A 16,872-nucleotide genomic window follows, 5' to 3' on the forward strand; every position below is an offset into this window, starting at 1 on the left:
ATTCAATCCGGTATTAGTGGGAGAAAAGTCATGACGAAGAAAACCGTACCTACCCGCCGCATCTTTCTGGGCACAGCCGCCGGGCTGTCCCTGGCCCTTGCCCTGAGCGCGTGCGGTGGCACCCCCCTAGCAACACCAACAACATCCGGAGCCGGCAGTTCAGGCGGGGACCTGGTGGTGGGCTCAGCGAACTTCCCCGAAAACGCCATCATCGCCGAAATCTATGCCGGCGCCCTGAACGCTGCGGGTGTGAAGACCACCACCAAACTGAACATTGGCGCCCGTGAGGTGTACGTCAACGCCATCAAGGACGGCTCCGTTGACGTGGTGCCCGACTACAGCGGCAACCTCCTTGGCTTCGTGGATGCCACCAACACAGTGGTCGATCCTGCTGGCATCGTGGCCGCACTGCCGGGCAAGCTCCCCGCAGGCCTTGGCGTGCTGGACGCAGCACAGGCCGAGGACAAGGACGCCATGGTTGTCACGGCCGAGACCGCCGCTAAATACGGCAACCTGAAAACCATTGAGGACCTGGCCAAGGTCTGCGACCAGCTGACGATCGGCGCACCGCCGGAATTCAAGACCCGCCCGTACGGCCTGCCAGGACTGGCGAAGATCTACAATTGCGTGCCCAAGGCGTTCACCCCCGTCAGCGATGGCGGCGGCCCGCTGACAGTCAAGGCGCTGCTGAAAAATGAAATCCAGGTCGCCGACATCTTCACCACGTCCCCTGACATTCCCGCCAACAAGCTTGTGGTGCTTGAGGATCCGCTGCACAACTGGCTGGCCCAGCAGGTGCTCCCGCTGGTCAAGGCCGACCGCATCAATGACACAGCCAAGACGGCGCTGAACAACGTCTCAAAGATCCTGACCACGGCGGACTTGATCTCCCTGCGCGACCAGGTCGAGGGCGACCAGAAGATGGATCCGGCGACCGCTGCGGCACAGTGGCTCAAGGACAAGGGCATCACCAAGTAAGGAGCTCCCATGGCCGCCTCGGATGAACCGGAGACAGTTGACGTTGTGGTGCTCGGCATGGGCCCGGGCGGCGAGTCCGTGGCAGGTGAACTCGCCGCCGCAGGTCTGTCGGTGGTGGGGGTGGAGTCCCGGCTGGTGGGCGGGGAATGCCCCTACTACGGCTGCGTCCCGTCCAAGATGATGATCCGGGCGGGCAATGTGGTGGCCGAGGCGCTGCGCATTCCCGGCCTCGCAGGCACAGTGGAGGTGACCCCCGACTTCTCCCCCGTGGCCCGGCGCATCCGGGCCGAGGCCACGGACAACTGGAACGACGCCGTCGCCGCCACGCGCTTCACCGACAAGGGCGGGGTGCTGGTGCGCGGCACGGGACGGCTCAGCGGGCCCCGCGAGGTCACCGTTTCACTGTCCGACGGCGGACAACGCACCTTTCGCGCCCGGCTGGCCGTGGTCCTGAATCCGGGATCCAACCCGGCCATTCCCTCTGTTCCCGGCTTGGCGGGGACGCCGTTCTGGACCAACAGGGAGGCCGTCCAGGCCGAGACCGCGCCGAAGTCCCTTGTTGTCTGGGGCGGCGGGGCGATCGCGGTCGAACTGGCCCAGGTGTTCACCCGTTTTGGCACCAAGGTGACAATGCTGCTGCGCGGGCCGGGGCTTTTGTCGCAGGAGGAACCCGAGTCAGGGCGTCTGCTGGAGGACGTTTTCCGCAGCGAGGGCATCAAGATCCTGCGGAACAGGTCCGTCGCATCCGTTGCGCATTCACGCGGGCGGTTCAGGATCAAGATGACAGGTCCAGCCGGCGCGTCAGCTGCCGCGGTTTCGCAACTTTCGGGCGAGAAGTTCCTTGTCGCCACGGGCCGCACCCAGGCACTGGGCGCACTTGACGTGGCCGCGGCCGGCATCGCCTGGGACGGGCGGTCGGCACCGGCCCTCGACGGATACCAGCAGGTCGCCGACGGGGTGTACCTGATCGGCGACGCCGCCGGTGCCGGGGCTTTCACCCACATGTCCATGTACCAGGGCAACATTGTTACCGGGCACATTTTGGCCCGGCATCATAAGCAGGCCGACAGGGGCACCGCCGAGTCCCATGCCGTGCCGCGGGTGACCTTCACGGATCCGGAGATTGGCGCCGTCGGACTGACGGAGAAGCAGGCCCTGGCGGCCGGCTTGTCCATCAGGGTGGGACAGACGGAGTTGGCGGCGTCCACGCGCGGCTGGATCCACGACTCGGGCAGCCAGGGCTTCATCAAGGTCATTGAAGACACCGCAACGGGTGTGTTGGTGGGCGCCACGTCCATGGGACCGGCAGGCGGTGAGGTTTTGTCGGCGCTGGCCCTTGCCGTGCACGCCCGCATCCCGGTGTCCACCCTGACGTCAATGATTTATGCGTACCCCACGTTCCACAGGGCCATCCCGGAGGCGCTTGCCGCCCTGAAGTAACCCGTCTTCGGTGAGTTGCAGTGTCAGCGGCGTCGGGGGGAGACTGGGTTGGCGCGTCCACGTTGGCCGGGGTGCGCCAATCCCGCAGGCTAGGACGCCAGCAGGGCACTCCGCACGGCTGCGCTGAGCTGCATGGCGCGGCCTGCCGTCTCGCCTTCCTCGTTACAGGCTGGCACATAACCGAAACCGATCCCGTACATTGGGTCGGCGTAGCCAAGTGAAGCATTGGCGCCCTCGTGGCCGAAGGCCTGCGCGCTGCCAAAGTCCATGCGCGGGTGGGATTTCATGAAGGTGATGGCGAACGTGCTGGTGTTGCAAAAGACCCTGTCCAGGCCCCAGACCTGTTCCTCGCTCATGAGGGCGACTGTTTCGGGGGTCAAATAGGCCGGCAGGCCGTCAATCCCCGTGATGGCAGCTGCATACACGCGGGCCAGCCCGTCGGCCGACCCAACGCCTGCGCCACTGGTGCTGCCCGCGGCACGCACACTGCGAATGTTGGGAAACGGCAGCAGGTTCCCCGCCTGGACGTTGACTGAGACGCCCGCGATGGAAAATGGGTCAAAGAACGCCGGGGCTGCCTCGTCCTTGAACAGCACGGGACGGAACCGTCCCTCCTCGGATTCGGGCAGGCCAAGGAACATGTCCGCCGCATACGGCACCCGGATCCTGCGGTTGTACACGTCCTGCAGCCGCTCACCCGTGACACGGCGGCACAGTTCCTCGAGGAAGACGCCCATGGTGAGCGCGTGGTAGCCAAAGGTTCCGCTGCCAGGACGCCACATGGGCGCCAGGGCGGCAAGCCTGTCTGCCACGGCGGGCAGGTCGTTGTAGTCCTCCATGGCGAATCCGCCCTGCACGCCGACCAGGCCCGCCTGGTGCGACAGGAGCTGGCGGACGGTGATGGCGCCCTTGCCGTTCTGCGCGAACTCGGGCCAGTACGTGGCCACTGCGGCGTCGAGATCGACAAGCCCGTCCTGGACCAGCAGGCTGAACGCGAGCGCGGCAACACCCTTGGAACAGGAAAACACCCCCGTCAGGGAATCGGCTGCGGAATCGGGGCCGCCCACCAGGTCAACCACCCTGGCTCCACCGACGTACACGGCGAGCTGCGCGCTGTAGCCGGGGTCGGCGTCGAGCATTGCGTCAAAGAGGTCCCTGACGGGTGCGAATGCGGGTGCTGACAAGCCTTTGGAAAGTGTGCTCATTGCTCCACTCTAGGACCAGCGGCCAGGTTCAGGGGCCGAAGCCGCGATCGCGCCGAATTCGCAATAGTCCAGCAGAAGTTCGGCGAACATGGAGTTGGCCCAGGAAAACCACGGCCGGGTGAACTGGGAAGGATCCTCGGGGTTGAAGCCCTCGTGCATGAAACCTGTGCCGCCCGTGGTGTCGCGCAGAAGCTGCAGGAGGCGCCATTTTTCGGCCCTGTCCGGCGTGCTCAACCCCTGTGCGGCGAGCGCGATGGGCCAGACGTAGCCGGGCGGAGTGTGCGGGCTGCCCATGCCGGCGGCCTGCGAACCCTCGAAGTAAAACGGGTTTTCACCGCTCAGGATGAAGGCGCGGGTGGCCAGGTACAGGGGATCCTGGGCCGCGATCCCGCCGGTGATGGGCAACGAGAGGAGGCTTGGCATGTTGCCGTCGTCCATCAGCAGCGCACCTCCCAATCCGTCGACCTCGTACGCGTACATGTCCCCGCGCACGGGGTGGCGCACCACGCCAAACTTCGCTACGCCGTCGGCAATCTCCCCCGCGAGCGCGGCTGCCTCCGCGGCGAGGCCGCCGTCGCCGTACACCTCGGCCGCAATTTCGGCCAGCAGGCGCAGCGCCTGGGCGGCGAACAGGTTGCCCGGCACGTTGAAGCTGTAGACGCAGGCGTCGTCGCTTGGCCGGAACCCCGACCACGTCATGCCCGTGATGCCCGACGCCGGGCCCCTCCCCTGGCGCGCCAGCGTCTCGCTGGGCAGGTCAGTGTTGCGCTCAAATCGGTATGTCGAGTTGTTCTCGTGGTCCTGCTCGAGCCGCAGCTGCTCCACAATGGTGCGCAGGACAGCGTGGACGGATCCGTCGAAAACGTCAGTGCGCGACGTCCGGCGCCACACCGAGTGGGCCAGCCAGAGAGGAAATGCCAGGGAGTCGATCTCGTACTTGCGCTCCCAGATCCAGGGGTCGTCGCACCCGTCGTCGGGGTCGTAGGAGGCGCCGTTTGGCTCCCGGTTGAACGCGTTGGCGTAGGAATCCTGCGCGATGCATTGGAATTGGCGCCTGCACAGTCCGGCAATCACGTCATACAGCTCACCGGAACCGCCGGCTTCGGAACCGCCGGATCCCAGGAAGCGCAGGAACGGCAGCATCTGCGCCGAGGAATCGCGCAGCCACATGGCGGGGATGTCGCCGGTGATGACAAAGGTTGTGCCATCGGCTTCCCGGGACAGCGCACTCAAGCAGCGGGCGCTCGAGGAACTCCGAGGCATCCCACACAGTTCCTCCGTCGGGGACGGTGTTCTCAGGGTCCACGTTTTCTCCTTCGCCGTTGGAACACCCCAGCTTATGCGGGCCGGAGGTGAGGTGCGGCACTAGACTTTCACAACAGCCGATCTTTTCCCACGTTTGGAAGGTTTCCGCCCATGCATGACAAACACGGCCTCATCCAGGACAGGGTCAAAAGGGTCCTGGTTGAGCGGATCGTCCCCGCCATCCACACCCCGTTGGCCCCGCTGGAGTTGTCGGCCTGGCATGTGGAAGGCGGTCAGGGCGAGCCTGTTTCGCCAAGTACTGCTTTGGACGGCTCACCGAACTACGAGCCGTTCCATGTGGGCCAGATGTGGGGCCCGCCGTGGGGCACCAGCTGGATCCATCTCACGGGCACCGTCCCATCCGAAGCCCGCGGGGAGAAGGTTGAACTCGTCGTGGACCTGGGCTTTAGCCAGTCGTGGCCCGGCTTCCAGGCCGAGGGGCTGGTGTACCGCCCGGACGGCAGCACGGTAAAGGGGCTGAATCCGCTGAACACCTGGGTTCCCGTCGCTTCCGAGGCCCGGGGCGGCGAGCGCATCGACCTCTATGTTGAGGCCGCGGCCAATCCCTTCGTGTTCACGGACAACCCCTTCATCCCCACGCAGCTGGGCGAGAAATCCACGGCCGGCGACACCCCCCGCTACACCATGGCCCGGGCGGACATCAACATTTTCAATGCCGACGTGTGGGAACTCGTCCAGGACCTCGAGGTCCTCGACCAGCTCCAAAACGAGCTTGACCTGGGCAATCCGCGCCGCTGGGACATCCTGTACGCGCTGGAACGCGCGCTCGACGCCGTCGACCTTTCAGACATACCCGGCACGGCTGCCGCGGCGCGCACACACCTCGCGGAGGTACTGGCCCAGCCTGCCAACGCCAGCGCCCACCAGATCACCGCCATTGGGCACGCGCACATCGACTCGGCGTGGCTGTGGCCCGTGCGTGAAACTGTCCGCAAGGTCGCCCGCACCACCTCAAGCGTGGTGAACCTGCTCAACGACAACCCCGAGTTCAAGTTCGCGATGTCCTCCGCCCAGCAATACGAGTGGCTGGCGGAGCACAGGCCGGAGGTGTTCGCCAAGGTGAAGGACGCCGTGGCGGAGGGTCGTTTCATCCCCGTGGGCGGCATGTGGGTTGAGTCGGACACTAACATGGTGGGCTCCGAGGCCATGGCCCGCCAGTTCGCCTACGGCCAGCGTTTCTTCCGCGAAAACTTCGGCATGCAGTGCCAGGAGGTGTGGCTGCCCGACTCCTTCGGATACTCCGCAGCACTGCCGCAGATCGTGAAGCAGGCAGGCGCCAAGTGGTTCCTGACGCAAAAAATCTCTTGGAACACCGTCAACAAGTTCCCGCACCACACCTTCAACTGGGAGGGCATCGACGGCACCCGCGTGTTCACACACTTCCCGCCCGTCGACACCTACAACTCGCAACTCTCAGGCGGCGAGCTGGCACACGCAGTCCGCAATTTCCGCGACAAGGGCGCCGCGAAGAATTCACTTGTCCCCTTCGGCTGGGGCGACGGCGGAGGCGGGCCCACGCGCGAAATGCTGGCCCGGGCCAAGCGCACCCGCAATATGGAAGGATCCCCGCAAGTCACGATCCAAAGTCCCGCGGAATTCTTCACCGCGGCGGAGGCAGAATACCCCAACGCCCCCGTATGGAAGGGCGAGCTGTACCTCGAACTGCACCGCGGCACCTACACATCACAGGCACTGACAAAACAGGGCAACAGGCGCAGCGAACACCTGCTGCGCGAGGCAGAGCTGTGGAGCGCCACGGCCGCCGCGCGCGGGCTCATCCACTACCCCTATGACGAGCTGGAGCGGATATGGAAAATTGTCCTGCTCAACCAGTTCCATGACATCCTGCCCGGTTCATCCATCGCGTGGGTGCACCGCGAAGCTGCGGAACAATACGCCCGGATTGCTGAGGACCTCAACGAGATCATCTCCGCGGCGCTGAACGTCCTGGTGCCCCCGGCCCCGGATCTTCAGCCGGGCACGGGGGTTGACTACGGGAGCCTCGTCCATTTCAACGCCTCCCCCTACCCGCGCCGCGGCATCGCCCCGCTCAGCGCCGGCATCCCGGCCCCGGCCACAACGGAGGTGACGGTTGAGCGGGACGGTGCTGACGTCGTCGTACGCAACGGGATCATCACCGTCCGCTTCGGTGCGGACGGTGTCATCGACTCCATCGTCGATGTTGCGGCGGACCGCGAACTGGTGCCGGCCGGGCAGGGCGCCAACCTGCTGGCGCTCCACACCGACTTCCCCAACATGTGGGACGCGTGGGACATTGACGAGTTTTATAAGAACACTGTGACCGAGATCCGCGAGCTCGATTCGCTGGACGTGGAAACACAGGACGGCCTGGTCGAGGTCACCATCAAGCGCAGTTTCCGGAAGTCGCACATCAGCCAGCGCGTGCGGATTTCTCCGGATTCGAAGGTCATTACCGTGTTCACCGACGTCGACTGGCACGAGCACCAGACGCTGCTCAAGGCAGCCTTCCCGCTCGATGTGCACGCCGACCACGCGCGTTTTGAGACGCAATACGGGCACCTCCAGCGGACCACACATGAGAACACTTCATGGGACAACGCCCGCTTTGAGGTGTGCGCGCACCGCTGGGTCCACGTGGGTGAGCCCGGTTTCGGGGCGGCCGTCATCAACGATTCCACCTACGGACATGACGTCTCCCGCCACCCCGGCACCAGCGGCTCAAGCTTCACCACTGTGCGGCTCTCGCTGCTGCGCGGGCCTCGCTTCCCCGATCCGAACACCGACCAGGGGCCCCATTCCTTCGCGTACGGCTTAGTGGTGGGCGCCGAGGTGGCCGATGCCGTGGCCGCCGGCTATGCGCTGAACCTGCCGTGGCGTGGCGTTCCGGGCGAAGGTTCCGGCACAGCTATCGAGCCGCTTGTCCGCACCGACTCGCAGGCCGCCGTGATCGAGGCCGTCAAGCTGGCCGATGACCGCAGCGGCGATGTCATTGTGCGCCTCTACGAACCACTGGGCGCGCGGGCTGCCGTCACGTTGTCGGCGTCGTTCCCGGTCGCTTCCGTCGTGGAGAACAACCTCCTCGAGCAGCCGTACGACGCCGGATCCGTCACCGTGGGTGCCCCGGTGGGCGGCGCAGGCGACTTCCAGCTTTCCCTCCGCCCTTTCCAAATCCTCACCCTTCGCTTGCGGAAAGCCGCTGGCTGAACGTGCACGCGCCCGGCAACCCGCAAGCGGGGTAGGTCCATCACGGCCCTAGCCGGGACCCGTACCGGGGAGTAGGCTCGCAGCAAGCAATGCGATAACCAGATCCGCAAGCCGGCAGGGTCCGCGCCACCGGCGGAAATGAGGACGTCATGAGCACCAATGTTGCTACGGGTGGGGTTCAAGTCACTGCCGAGGAGGCCAGAAATGCGGCGGAGGCCGCAAGGGAAACCAGCTGGGAACGCCCCAGCTTCGCAAAGGGCCTGTACCTCGGCGACTTTGACGTCTCCTTGATCCATCCACACCCGCAATCCTCAGCCGCGGACACCGCCGCCGGGGATGCCTTCCTGCAAAAGGTTCAGGCCTACGCAAGGACCATGGACGGGGCCCGGGTTGAACGTGATGCGAAGATTCCCGACGAGTACCTGGCCGGGCTTGGAGAGTTGGGCGTGTTTGGCATGAAGATCCCCGTTGAGTACGGCGGTCTGGGCCTGAACCTGACCTACTACGGGCGGGCCCTGGCCATCCTCGGCAGCGTCCATCCGGCCTTCGGCGCCCTCGTCTCGGCCCACCAGTCAATTGGTGTGCCCGAGCCTGTCAAGGTTTTTGGTACAGCTGAACAAAAACAGCGTTTTCTTCCCCGTTGTGCGGCAGGGGCCGTCACGGCATTCCTGCTGACGGAGGCCGACGTCGGCTCCGACCCCGCCCGCATGGGCTGCCAGGCGGTGCCGTCGGATGACGGATCGGAGTACATCCTTGACGGCGTGAAGCTATGGACAACGAACGGCGTCATCGCCGAACTCGTCGTGGTCATGGCACTCGTCCCCTCCCGGGGACTGGACCCCGCAGGGCGCAAGACAGGGGGCATCACCGCGTTCGTAGTGGAGGCCAATTCCCCCGGCATCACGGTTGAGAACCGCAACGAATTCATGGGGCTGCGCGGCATTGAGAACGGCGTGACGCGCTTCCACCAGGTGCGGGTGCCGGCCGAAAATCGCCTGGGCCGGGAGGGACAGGGCCTGAAGATTGCCCTCACGACGTTGAACACCGGGCGCCTGTCCATCCCGGCCATGGCTGCGGGGGCGGCGAAGTGGTCGCTGAAGATCGCGCGTGAATGGTCGGTGGCCCGAACACAGTGGGGACTCCCCGTGGGGCAGCATGAGGCAGTCGGCAAGAAGTTGGCGTTCATGGCAGCCACGGCTTTCGCCCTTGAATCGGTGTTTGAGCTGTCGGCCGCGTTGGCCGACGCGGGCATGAAGGATGTGCGCATCGAGGCCGCGCTGGCAAAGTTGTGGTCCTCCGAATTCTCCTACAAGTGCGCCGATGAACTGGTCCAGATCCGCGGCGGGCGGGGTTATGAAAAGGCGGAATCGCTGGCAGCCCGCGGCGAACGGGCCGTTCCCGCCGAACAACTCCTGCGGGACCTGCGCATCAACAGGATCTTTGAAGGCTCAACGGAGATCATGCACCTGCTCATTGCCCGCGAGGCGGTCGACGCCCACCTTGCCGCAGCCGGCGACCTGGCCTCCACGACGGCAACGCTTGCCGAAAAGGGCAAGGCCGCCGTGGGTGCAAGCGGCTTCTACGCCAAGTGGTTGCCGCAGCTCGTTGTCGGCAAGGGCATGGACCCGCGCTCCTACAACGAGTTCGGGCCGCTCTCCAAGCACCTGCGCTTTGTTGAGCGTGAATCACGGAAGCTGGCCCGGCAGACGTTTTACGCCATGGGCCGCTGGCAGGGAAAGCTCGAATACAAGCAGGCATTCCTGGCGCGGATCGTTGACATCGGCGCCGAGCTGTTTGCCATTTCGGCCTGCTGCTCCCGGGCTGAAATGCTCCGCCTGAAGGACGCAACCCAGGGACGGTCGGCGTTGACGCTTGCCGACGCCTTTGCCTGGCAGTCGCGGCTGCGTGTGGAGGCCTTGTTCAGCGAGCTGTGGCACAACACCGACAACGCCGACAGGGCACTGAGCGCCGAACTGCTCGCTGGCGGCTTCGCCTGGCTTGAGGAGGGCGTGCTCGATCCGTCGGAAGGCACCGGTCCCTGGATCGCCGACGCCACGCCAGGTCCATCAACCCATGAAAACCAGCACCGCACCTACCGCTGACCCGTGGCTTGGCGAAGACTGGGTCAACCCGCGAAACACCTCACAACATACGCTGTCTTCGCGGGTTGACCCCGTTTTCGGCGGACGGCTGCCGGGGTCTTTTACGAGGCGAAGGGGATTAGCCGTCGGTCTTCACGATGTACACGTCGCACGGGGCGTTGTGTGAAACAGCGTTCGCAACGGAACCGAGAACGCGGGCCAGGCCCTGCATGCGGACGTTTCCAACAACGATCATCTCAGCCTTGAGCTTGGTGGCTTCTTCCAGCAGGACGTCGGCAGGCTTGCCCAGTGCCGAGGAGTACTCGGTCTTGACGCCGCTGATCTTCAGCTCTTCGGCAACACGCTGCGCAACACGCTCAGCCTCATCCGCGGTGGAGAGGAACCATTCGTCATTGCCGATGGCGACCTTTTCGGTCTTGTCCTCCCCGAATGCCGTGACAACACGCAGGGTGCGGCCCGTGGCCTTGGCCAGCTCCGCGGCTACGCGGGCAGCCTTCATGGACGTTGAGTTGCCGTCTACGCCGACAATGATGATTCCAGCCATTTTTTCATCCTTTGGTTGCTACTGAAGCACCGGCGCATTGCGCGCTTGTGCCTGTCTTGTCCCCCACTTTAGCCACAAATGTGCACTTTTAGGCCTAAACGTGGGCGAACTTACGCCCCTATTACGCCGGCAAGGATTTCCAGAACATGGCGGTAATCCTCCCCCGTGGCGCGGGTCATGCCCAGTTCGCAGGTCCTGTTGCACGAGGCATGCACGACGGCGCCCATCGCCGCTACATCCGCGGCCTGCGCCGCCGTGGCCGACTCCGTCAGTTCGGGGTGCAGCATGCCCCTGTCCCCGGCGAAGCCACAGCATCCCCAGTTCTCAGGCACCTGCACCGATTCCGCCGCGGCCTCCGCCACCTGGACCAGCGCAGGGTTCAGCCCCATCCGCACCGATGAACAGGTGGGGTGCAGTGCCAGCGATTCAACCCGGGCCCACTTCCCGTCAAGGAGCGGCAGCAGCCGTTCGGCTGTAAACGCGACGGCGTCAACCACGCGCAGCGGCCGCTGCGCGGGGGCCAGCTGTTCGCTTTCAATGGTGTGCAGCAGCCCCTCGGTGCAGCTTGAGGCGTCGCAAATGACGTCCAATTCGCCGTCGCCTGTGGCCTCCCGCAGCAATTTCAGCGTCCGCGCGTGCATGTCAGCCAACCCGGCAGCCATGCCCTTGGAGGACCACGGCGTCCCGCAACAGGCACTCTCAATGCCCTCCGGAACCAGCAGTTCCACACCCGCCTTGGCGCACAGCTGCTCAAAACTCGCCTGCACCCCGGCCGTATCCTCCCCGGCGGGCCCGAACATCACGTTCACGCAGGCCGGGAAATACACGGCCGCCGCAACACCGGCAGGCGCGGGCCGCCGTCGCGCCTTCCCACCCGCGGGAAGTTCGGGGGAATACATCGGCAGCGTGTCAGCACCCAGCACGGCCCGTCCAAGCTTGTTCACGGGAAGCACGACGGCGGGCGGCACCCTCGCGGCAACGCCCAGAGCCAGCCCGGCCCCGTGGGTGAGCGCACCCCAGTGCTTGGCGGCACTCCCCCACACGGCGCTTTCCACCTTGCCGGCGGCGTCGGTGCGCAGGCGCCTGACGAGCGTTCCGGTGTTGATGTCCACGGGGCAGGCTGTCTGGCACATGCCGTCGACGGCGCAGGTCTCCACTCCGGCGTAGTCGTAGTCGGCGGCCAGGGCATCGGCCAGCGCTGCATTGCCGGCGGCGCGGGCCTGTTCCATGTCGCGCAGCGTGACAATGCGCTGGCGCGGGGTCAGTGTCAGGTTCTTGCTGGGGCACACGGGTTCGCAGTAGCCGCAGGATACGCAGCGGTCCACCTCGGGGTCGACGGCGGGCGGAGCAAGCTTGATATGGCGCAGATGTGCCACGGGATCGTCGTCGAGAATAACGCCGGGATTGAGCATGCCGGCCGGGTCAAAAAGTTCCTTGATCCTGCGCATCACACCATACAGCTCATCGCCGTACTGGCGGCGCACGAACGGCGCCATGACGCGGCCGGTGCCGTGTTCGGCCTTCAGCGAGCCCCCCTCGCCGAGCACCACGTCGACCATATCCTCGGTGAACGCGGCATAGCGGTCCAGCTCACCCTTGCTGGCGAACTTGTCGGTCAGCATGAAGTGGATGTTGCCGTCCTTGGCGTGCCCAAAAATGACGGAATTAGCATAAGCGTACTTCTTAAAAAGGGCGTTCAGTTCACGGCACGTCCGGGCCAGCGCGGGGACTGGGACCACCACGTCCTCCAACAGCGCGGTGGTGCCTTGCGGCCTGGCGCCGGCCACCGATGCATACAAGCCCTTGCGCAGGTGCCACAGCTCGGCGCGGATCGTGGCGTCGGAACTGAATTCCGCCGCACTGTCCAGCCCCAGCGACCCCGCAAGGGCCACGGCCCCGGCGCTGAGCCCGGCCAGCTCGTCCTTGTCACCGCCCTGGTATTCCACCAGCAGTGCCGCATGGTTTTCAACCTTTAAATCGCGCACGACGCCGGGCACCTGCGTGAGCCCCTGGCCCACCTTGAGCGAGAGTGCGTCCATGAGTTCCACGGTGGCGGCGCCGCTGTCAACGAGCGCCGGCAGTGCGGTGTTGGCTGCCTCGAGGCTCGCGAAGACGAGCAGCCCCGACGTGGCGTGGGCCAGGCGGGGAACTGTCCTGAAAACAGCCTCGGCCACAAATCCAAGGGTGCCTTCGCTGCCCACCACCAGGTGCGCCAGGATGTCCACGGGGTCATCAAAGTCGAGCAGGGAGTTCAGCCCGTAGCCCATGGTGTTTTTCATGGCGAACTGGCGCAAAATCGTGGCGCGGGACGCGGGGTTGCCGCGCACCCTTTCGGCCAGTTCCCCCAGGCCCTTGAAGAGTTCGGGCTCAAGCGAGCACAGTCGCGCCGACGCGTCAGCGGCACCCGTGTCGATGACAGTTCCGCTAGGCAGGACAAGTGTCAGTGATTCAAGGGTCCTGTAGGCGTTGTCGGTGGTGCCGCAGGCCATGCCGGATGAGTTGTTGGCCACAACCCCGCCGATGGTGCAGGCCGCCTCGCTGGCAGGGTCGGGGCCGAACTTTCGTCCGTATCGCAGCAGCCTCGCATTGAGGTCCCGCACAGTCACCCCCGGCTGGACGCGGACCCTGGCTCCGCCGTCGAGGACGTCGATGCAGCGGAAGTTTTTGCGCACATCAACCAGCAGGCCCCCGCTGACGGCCTGGCCACTGAGGCTGGTGCCGCCGGATCGCAGGGTCAGCGGCAGGCCCCGTGCGGCGCTGACCCGCATCAGGTTGGCGACTTCCGCGGCGCTTGCCGGGACGGTCACAGCCTGCGGGATCAGGAGGAAGTGGGAGGCGTCGTGCGCGTTGGCATGGCGGTCAAGGGCGCGGGTTTTTGTTTGCTCGGCAGTTCCCATGGTGGCGGTGACCTCAAGCAGCAGCTGCCCGGCCAGCGCGTCCTCTTGCGTGGTTTGCTCTGTTCGCGCCGACATTCATGCCCCTCGTGGTCATTCAACCGCTGTTGTGTTGTTCACACCGCATCTTGCCCAAACACGGTCAGTGACCAGTCTCACGCGCGGTTCCCGGCAATGCAAACAACACCAATGGGCACAGTTTTCCACTTCCCACCGAGGGCAGCGGCCCTCAGGCCTTGAAGTTTGCAGGGCCATTCATCGACTCCAACTGATTCTTCTTGTCAGGCGAAAGCCGGACGAGTGTTCCGCTGGGCTCATGGAAGAACGTCAGGACCGTTTCGGCAATGACGCATTTCGTCTCGGTCACGGGATCGTAAATGTCGTAGGCAACGGTAAAGCTGGCGCCTTTCACGGAGCTGATCCAGACGTGCACGGCTGCTGGAATGTTGCGGTAGTTCAGCGGGGAAAGATACCGCACCCGGTGTTCGACCACCAACGCCTGGATGTCCGCCTCAAGGTCGGAAAAGATGGGCAGCTCGACGCCAATGCCCGGCATGCCCGTCCCCGCGGGCGGCCCAAAGGCATGCACCCGCGCCTCCTCAAGGATCCGCAGCACCTCAACATTGTTGATGTGGCCGTAAGCGTCCATGTCTCCCCAGCGCATGGGCACCTGCAGCGTGAGTCGCCGTCCGACGTCGGGCTTTTTCGTTGAATCGTTCATAGGGATCGATCTCTTTCCGCTGGCATCGCTGCCAGTACTTGGGCCTGCGCCGTGTCAAGGTATTCACCGAGTTCGACGGCGGCCGTGGCTGCCTGTCCGTCGCTCCACAGGCTGAAAATCCGCGCATTTTCGACGCTGAAGGGGGCATGGAAGCCGGGATCGTCGGCCATGGTGTGGAACACCAGCCGCATTTCCGCCTGGACGTGGGCCATCAGCGCATCGAGCCTGGGACTCTGGGCCAGGGCGACGACTCGGGCGTGGAATTGCTGGTTTGCGGCTGCCATTGCGGCCACGTCGTGCCGCTCCCTGGCCGCAAGCCCCTGCTGCACGGCGTCGGCGAGGGCCTGCGCCGCCTCCTTCGGCGAGGCGGGCTGGAGCAGGGCCGCCGGCTCCAGCACCCGCCGGATCCTGTACATCTCGCGCACATCGGCGGCTGACGGCCTGGCCACAAACACGCCCCGGTTGGGAATGCGCGTGATGATCCGCTCCGCACCCAGCACGGTGAATGCCTCGCGCAGCGTGTTCCGGGAAACACCCAGCGCCGCGCCCAGCGATGTCTCGGACAGCTTCGCGCCGGGGCGCAGCTCGCCATTCATGATGGATGCCCGTAGCTTTTGCGCCACCACCGAGCCCGCGAGGGCCTGTTTGGTCTCAGTTGCGCCCATGGGCTTGCCATTCGCGATTCAGGATGGCGTAGTGCCGCAGCGTGATCCACTCGCCCTTGCTCCAGTCGGCCTCGACAAAGGTGGCTTCAAGCCGCATGCCAAGCCTGACCATCAAGGCGGCGGACTTTTCATTGCGGTCATCGCAAATGCCCTCCACACGGTGCCAGCGGAAATTTTTGAAGGCAATCTCGAGGGCTGCGGTGCATGCGGCAAAGGCAATTCCCTGGCCCTGAACGGCGGGGTTGAAGGCGAAGCCAAGCTCCCCGAGCTGCACATTGGCGGCATCCCACTTCAGCAGGACCTCCCCGACCGCTTCACGGGAGGGACCGCGTTCAACAGCAAGGTCCAGCCACTGCCCCGGGGTGGTGAGTCCCTGCTGCGCAACCATGCAGGACACTGTCAGTTCGGTGTCGGCCACTGTCTGTGGCCCGTGCGGCAGGTAGCGCGCAACCTCGGGCAGCGACCTGTACGCATTGACCGCCGCGACGTCGGCCATGGCAACCGGGCGCAGCCGGACGCCGTCGGCCGCGGTGCCACCACCATGACCCGGCACCGCAGGGAAGGGATAGGGGGGTTGGGCAGGGATGGAGGGAGCATCGGAAAGCATGTACAGATCCTAGTATTTTCCGCCGACGGCTGCCGGGAAGAGCAATGGAAATTTGCGGGAAACGGTCAGAGTCGTTGGGTACGATGACTGCATGCCTGCAGTCCCAAGTACCCGCCGCCGTGTGGAACTCGTCCTGGTTCCCCTAGTCGCCGCCTTCTGTATGGCCGTCGTGATTGGAACCATTGTCCTGAATCGGGAGGGAAGTCCGTGCCCTTCGCCCAGCTGGGACAACCATGTCTCACTCTCCCTCAGCGGCAGCGTGGCCGACGCCGCCCACGCCTCCGCCGTCACCGCCTGCACGGGCGCGGAATGCGTGCCCGCACCGCCGGCGTTCGTGATGGAATCCACGGGAAACACCAGCGTCCTGTCGCATCAGCTGGACGGTTCGTGGCTTATGACGGTGGGGGCTCAGCCGCCCTCCGCCGTGAGCTTTCGGGTGTATGACCACAGCGGCAATGTCCTGGCCGCACAGACGACGGCGCTGAACTGGACACGCGTAAGTGGCGACGAACGCTGCGGCGGGCGCATGGCAGGCATCAACGTTGTGCTGGCCGTTCCCTAATACCGTCCCCTATTGCTGTTCCCTTTCAGCCGGCTCCCTTTCAGCCGGCCGCGCTGAGGCCGCCGCTATCGGTTCAGGAAATACACCAGCACCCCTGCGGTCCATATTCCCGCCGCAAGTGACGCAAACCCAAATTCAACCAGGATTCCCAGCCCTGTGGCCTTCAGCGCCGCCACGGACGAAGCCACTGCCGGGCGAACCTCCTTGTGCCGGGCCAGTTCCGAGAGGAACAGGCCTAGCGCAAAACCAATCAGCAGGCCCACCACAGGAATCACAAAGAACCCCACGATGCCCAGCACCAGGCCGAACGCCACCGAGCGGCCGGGGATGGAGCGCTTCTTCATCGCCTTGCCCGTCAATATCGCGCTGGAGGACATGCCCGCAGCAACGAACAGCACTCCGATGCCAAAGACAATCCAACCCACCGGTGATCCGAGCGCCAAGGCCCACGTCAGCAGGCTGATGCCTATCAGCACGCTTCCGGGTAGCACCGGAACGACCACCCCCGTCACGCCGACCATGATGGCCAAGCCGCAAACAACCGTCCATATGATCTGAGCATCCATCCTGCAATGGTGCCATTGATCCTTGGCATCTGCCGATCAGAGCGCTCTGCCGATGAAAATTAATTGGAATATATAT

At 65.0% G+C, this 16,872-nt stretch carries 13 protein-coding genes; 5 read left to right on the top strand and 8 right to left on the bottom strand.

Going from position 1 to position 16,872, the window contains the following annotated elements; all coding sequences use genetic code 11:
- Positions 1-30 precede the first annotated feature (30 nt).
- Both AAGW05_RS08455 and AAGW05_RS08460 read left to right on the top strand, forming a co-directional pair.
- Positions 31-978, top strand: a complete 948-nt coding sequence (locus tag AAGW05_RS08455; RefSeq protein ID WP_411804062.1) for an ABC transporter substrate-binding protein — start codon at positions 31-33, stop codon at positions 976-978.
- 9 nt (positions 979-987) lie between these two features.
- Positions 988-2,418, top strand: a complete 1,431-nt coding sequence (locus tag AAGW05_RS08460) for a dihydrolipoyl dehydrogenase family protein (protein WP_411804063.1) — start codon at positions 988-990, stop codon at positions 2,416-2,418.
- A gap of 89 nt (positions 2,419-2,507) precedes the next feature.
- On the opposite strand, the gene AAGW05_RS08465 is transcribed toward AAGW05_RS08460, so the two are convergent.
- Both AAGW05_RS08465 and AAGW05_RS08470 read right to left on the bottom strand, forming a co-directional pair.
- Positions 2,508-3,623 (bottom strand): serine hydrolase domain-containing protein, encoded by a 1,116-nt coding sequence (locus tag AAGW05_RS08465; protein WP_411804064.1) that lies wholly within the window; start codon positions 3,621-3,623, stop codon positions 2,508-2,510.
- 9 nt (positions 3,624-3,632) lie between these two features.
- Positions 3,633-4,886 carry a glycoside hydrolase family 125 protein gene (locus AAGW05_RS08470; RefSeq protein ID WP_411804065.1) on the bottom strand — a complete coding sequence of 418 codons (1,254 nt, stop codon included), beginning with the start codon at positions 4,884-4,886 and terminating at the stop codon, positions 3,633-3,635.
- A 153-nt stretch (positions 4,887-5,039) separates the two neighbouring features.
- On the opposite strand from AAGW05_RS08470, the gene AAGW05_RS08475 reads away from it, so the two are divergent.
- Positions 5,040-8,135, top strand: a complete 3,096-nt coding sequence (locus AAGW05_RS08475; protein ID WP_411804066.1) for an alpha-mannosidase — start codon at positions 5,040-5,042, stop codon at positions 8,133-8,135.
- Positions 8,136-8,284: 149 nt separating this feature from the next.
- Positions 8,285-10,237: an acyl-CoA dehydrogenase family protein gene (locus AAGW05_RS08480; protein ID WP_411804067.1), complete on the top strand. Its 1,953-nt coding sequence runs from the start codon at positions 8,285-8,287 to the stop codon at positions 10,235-10,237.
- A gap of 118 nt (positions 10,238-10,355) precedes the next feature.
- On the opposite strand, the gene AAGW05_RS08485 is transcribed toward AAGW05_RS08480, so the two are convergent.
- The 5 genes from AAGW05_RS08485 to AAGW05_RS08505 form a co-directional block, all read right to left on the bottom strand.
- The gene (locus AAGW05_RS08485; RefSeq protein WP_411804068.1) at positions 10,356-10,781 is read right to left on the bottom strand and encodes a universal stress protein; all 426 of its coding nucleotides are present in this window, start codon (positions 10,779-10,781) and stop codon (positions 10,356-10,358) included.
- A gap of 110 nt (positions 10,782-10,891) precedes the next feature.
- Complete coding sequence (locus tag AAGW05_RS08490) at positions 10,892-13,753, bottom strand: FAD-binding and (Fe-S)-binding domain-containing protein (RefSeq protein WP_411804069.1); 2,862 nt, start codon at positions 13,751-13,753, stop codon at positions 10,892-10,894.
- Positions 13,754-13,904: 151 nt separating this feature from the next.
- Positions 13,905-14,396 carry an acyl-CoA thioesterase gene (locus tag AAGW05_RS08495; protein WP_411804070.1) on the bottom strand — a complete coding sequence of 164 codons (492 nt, stop codon included), beginning with the start codon at positions 14,394-14,396 and terminating at the stop codon, positions 13,905-13,907.
- On the bottom strand, positions 14,393-15,061 hold the full coding sequence (locus AAGW05_RS08500) for a GntR family transcriptional regulator (protein WP_411804071.1): 669 nt from the start codon (positions 15,059-15,061) through the stop codon (positions 14,393-14,395). The genes AAGW05_RS08495 and AAGW05_RS08500 overlap by 4 nt, the downstream gene beginning before the upstream one ends.
- Positions 15,048-15,668: a GNAT family N-acetyltransferase gene (locus tag AAGW05_RS08505; protein ID WP_411804072.1), complete on the bottom strand. Its 621-nt coding sequence runs from the start codon at positions 15,666-15,668 to the stop codon at positions 15,048-15,050. Before AAGW05_RS08505 ends, AAGW05_RS08500 begins: the two co-directional genes overlap by 14 nt.
- A 91-nt stretch (positions 15,669-15,759) precedes the next feature.
- Between AAGW05_RS08505 and AAGW05_RS08510 the strand changes: the two genes are divergently transcribed.
- Entirely contained in the window at positions 15,760-16,230 is a 471-nt protein-coding gene (locus tag AAGW05_RS08510; protein ID WP_411804073.1) for a hypothetical protein, read from the top strand.
- A 65-nt stretch (positions 16,231-16,295) separates the two neighbouring features.
- Here AAGW05_RS08510 and AAGW05_RS08515 read toward each other — a convergent pair whose 3' ends face one another.
- Entirely contained in the window at positions 16,296-16,796 is a 501-nt protein-coding gene (locus AAGW05_RS08515; RefSeq protein WP_411804074.1) for a DUF456 domain-containing protein, read from the bottom strand.
- Positions 16,797-16,872 lie beyond the last annotated feature (76 nt).

This window comes from Arthrobacter sp. LAPM80, from assembly GCF_046736435.1.
Taxonomy (GTDB): domain Bacteria; phylum Actinomycetota; class Actinomycetes; order Actinomycetales; family Micrococcaceae; genus Specibacter.

Coding starts and splice junctions, on each gene's coding strand:
- AAGW05_RS08480 (WP_411804067.1), top strand. CDS start 8,285: ATGAGCACCAATGTTGCTACGGGTGGGGTTCAAGTCACTGCCGAGGAG.
- AAGW05_RS08460 (WP_411804063.1), top strand. CDS start 988: ATGGCCGCCTCGGATGAACCGGAGACAGTTGACGTTGTGGTGCTCGGC.
- AAGW05_RS08515 (WP_411804074.1), bottom strand. CDS start 16,796: ATGGATGCTCAGATCATATGGACGGTTGTTTGCGGCTTGGCCATCATG.
- AAGW05_RS08470 (WP_411804065.1), bottom strand. CDS start 4,886: ATGCCTCGGAGTTCCTCGAGCGCCCGCTGCTTGAGTGCGCTGTCCCGG.
- AAGW05_RS08495 (WP_411804070.1), bottom strand. CDS start 14,396: ATGAACGATTCAACGAAAAAGCCCGACGTCGGACGGCGACTCACGCTG.
- AAGW05_RS08505 (WP_411804072.1), bottom strand. CDS start 15,668: ATGCTTTCCGATGCTCCCTCCATCCCTGCCCAACCCCCCTATCCCTTC.
- AAGW05_RS08455 (WP_411804062.1), top strand. CDS start 31: ATGACGAAGAAAACCGTACCTACCCGCCGCATCTTTCTGGGCACAGCC.
- AAGW05_RS08500 (WP_411804071.1), bottom strand. CDS start 15,061: ATGGGCGCAACTGAGACCAAACAGGCCCTCGCGGGCTCGGTGGTGGCG.
- AAGW05_RS08485 (WP_411804068.1), bottom strand. CDS start 10,781: ATGGCTGGAATCATCATTGTCGGCGTAGACGGCAACTCAACGTCCATG.
- AAGW05_RS08490 (WP_411804069.1), bottom strand. CDS start 13,753: ATGTCGGCGCGAACAGAGCAAACCACGCAAGAGGACGCGCTGGCCGGG.
- AAGW05_RS08475 (WP_411804066.1), top strand. CDS start 5,040: ATGCATGACAAACACGGCCTCATCCAGGACAGGGTCAAAAGGGTCCTG.
- AAGW05_RS08510 (WP_411804073.1), top strand. CDS start 15,760: ATGCCTGCAGTCCCAAGTACCCGCCGCCGTGTGGAACTCGTCCTGGTT.
- AAGW05_RS08465 (WP_411804064.1), bottom strand. CDS start 3,623: ATGAGCACACTTTCCAAAGGCTTGTCAGCACCCGCATTCGCACCCGTC.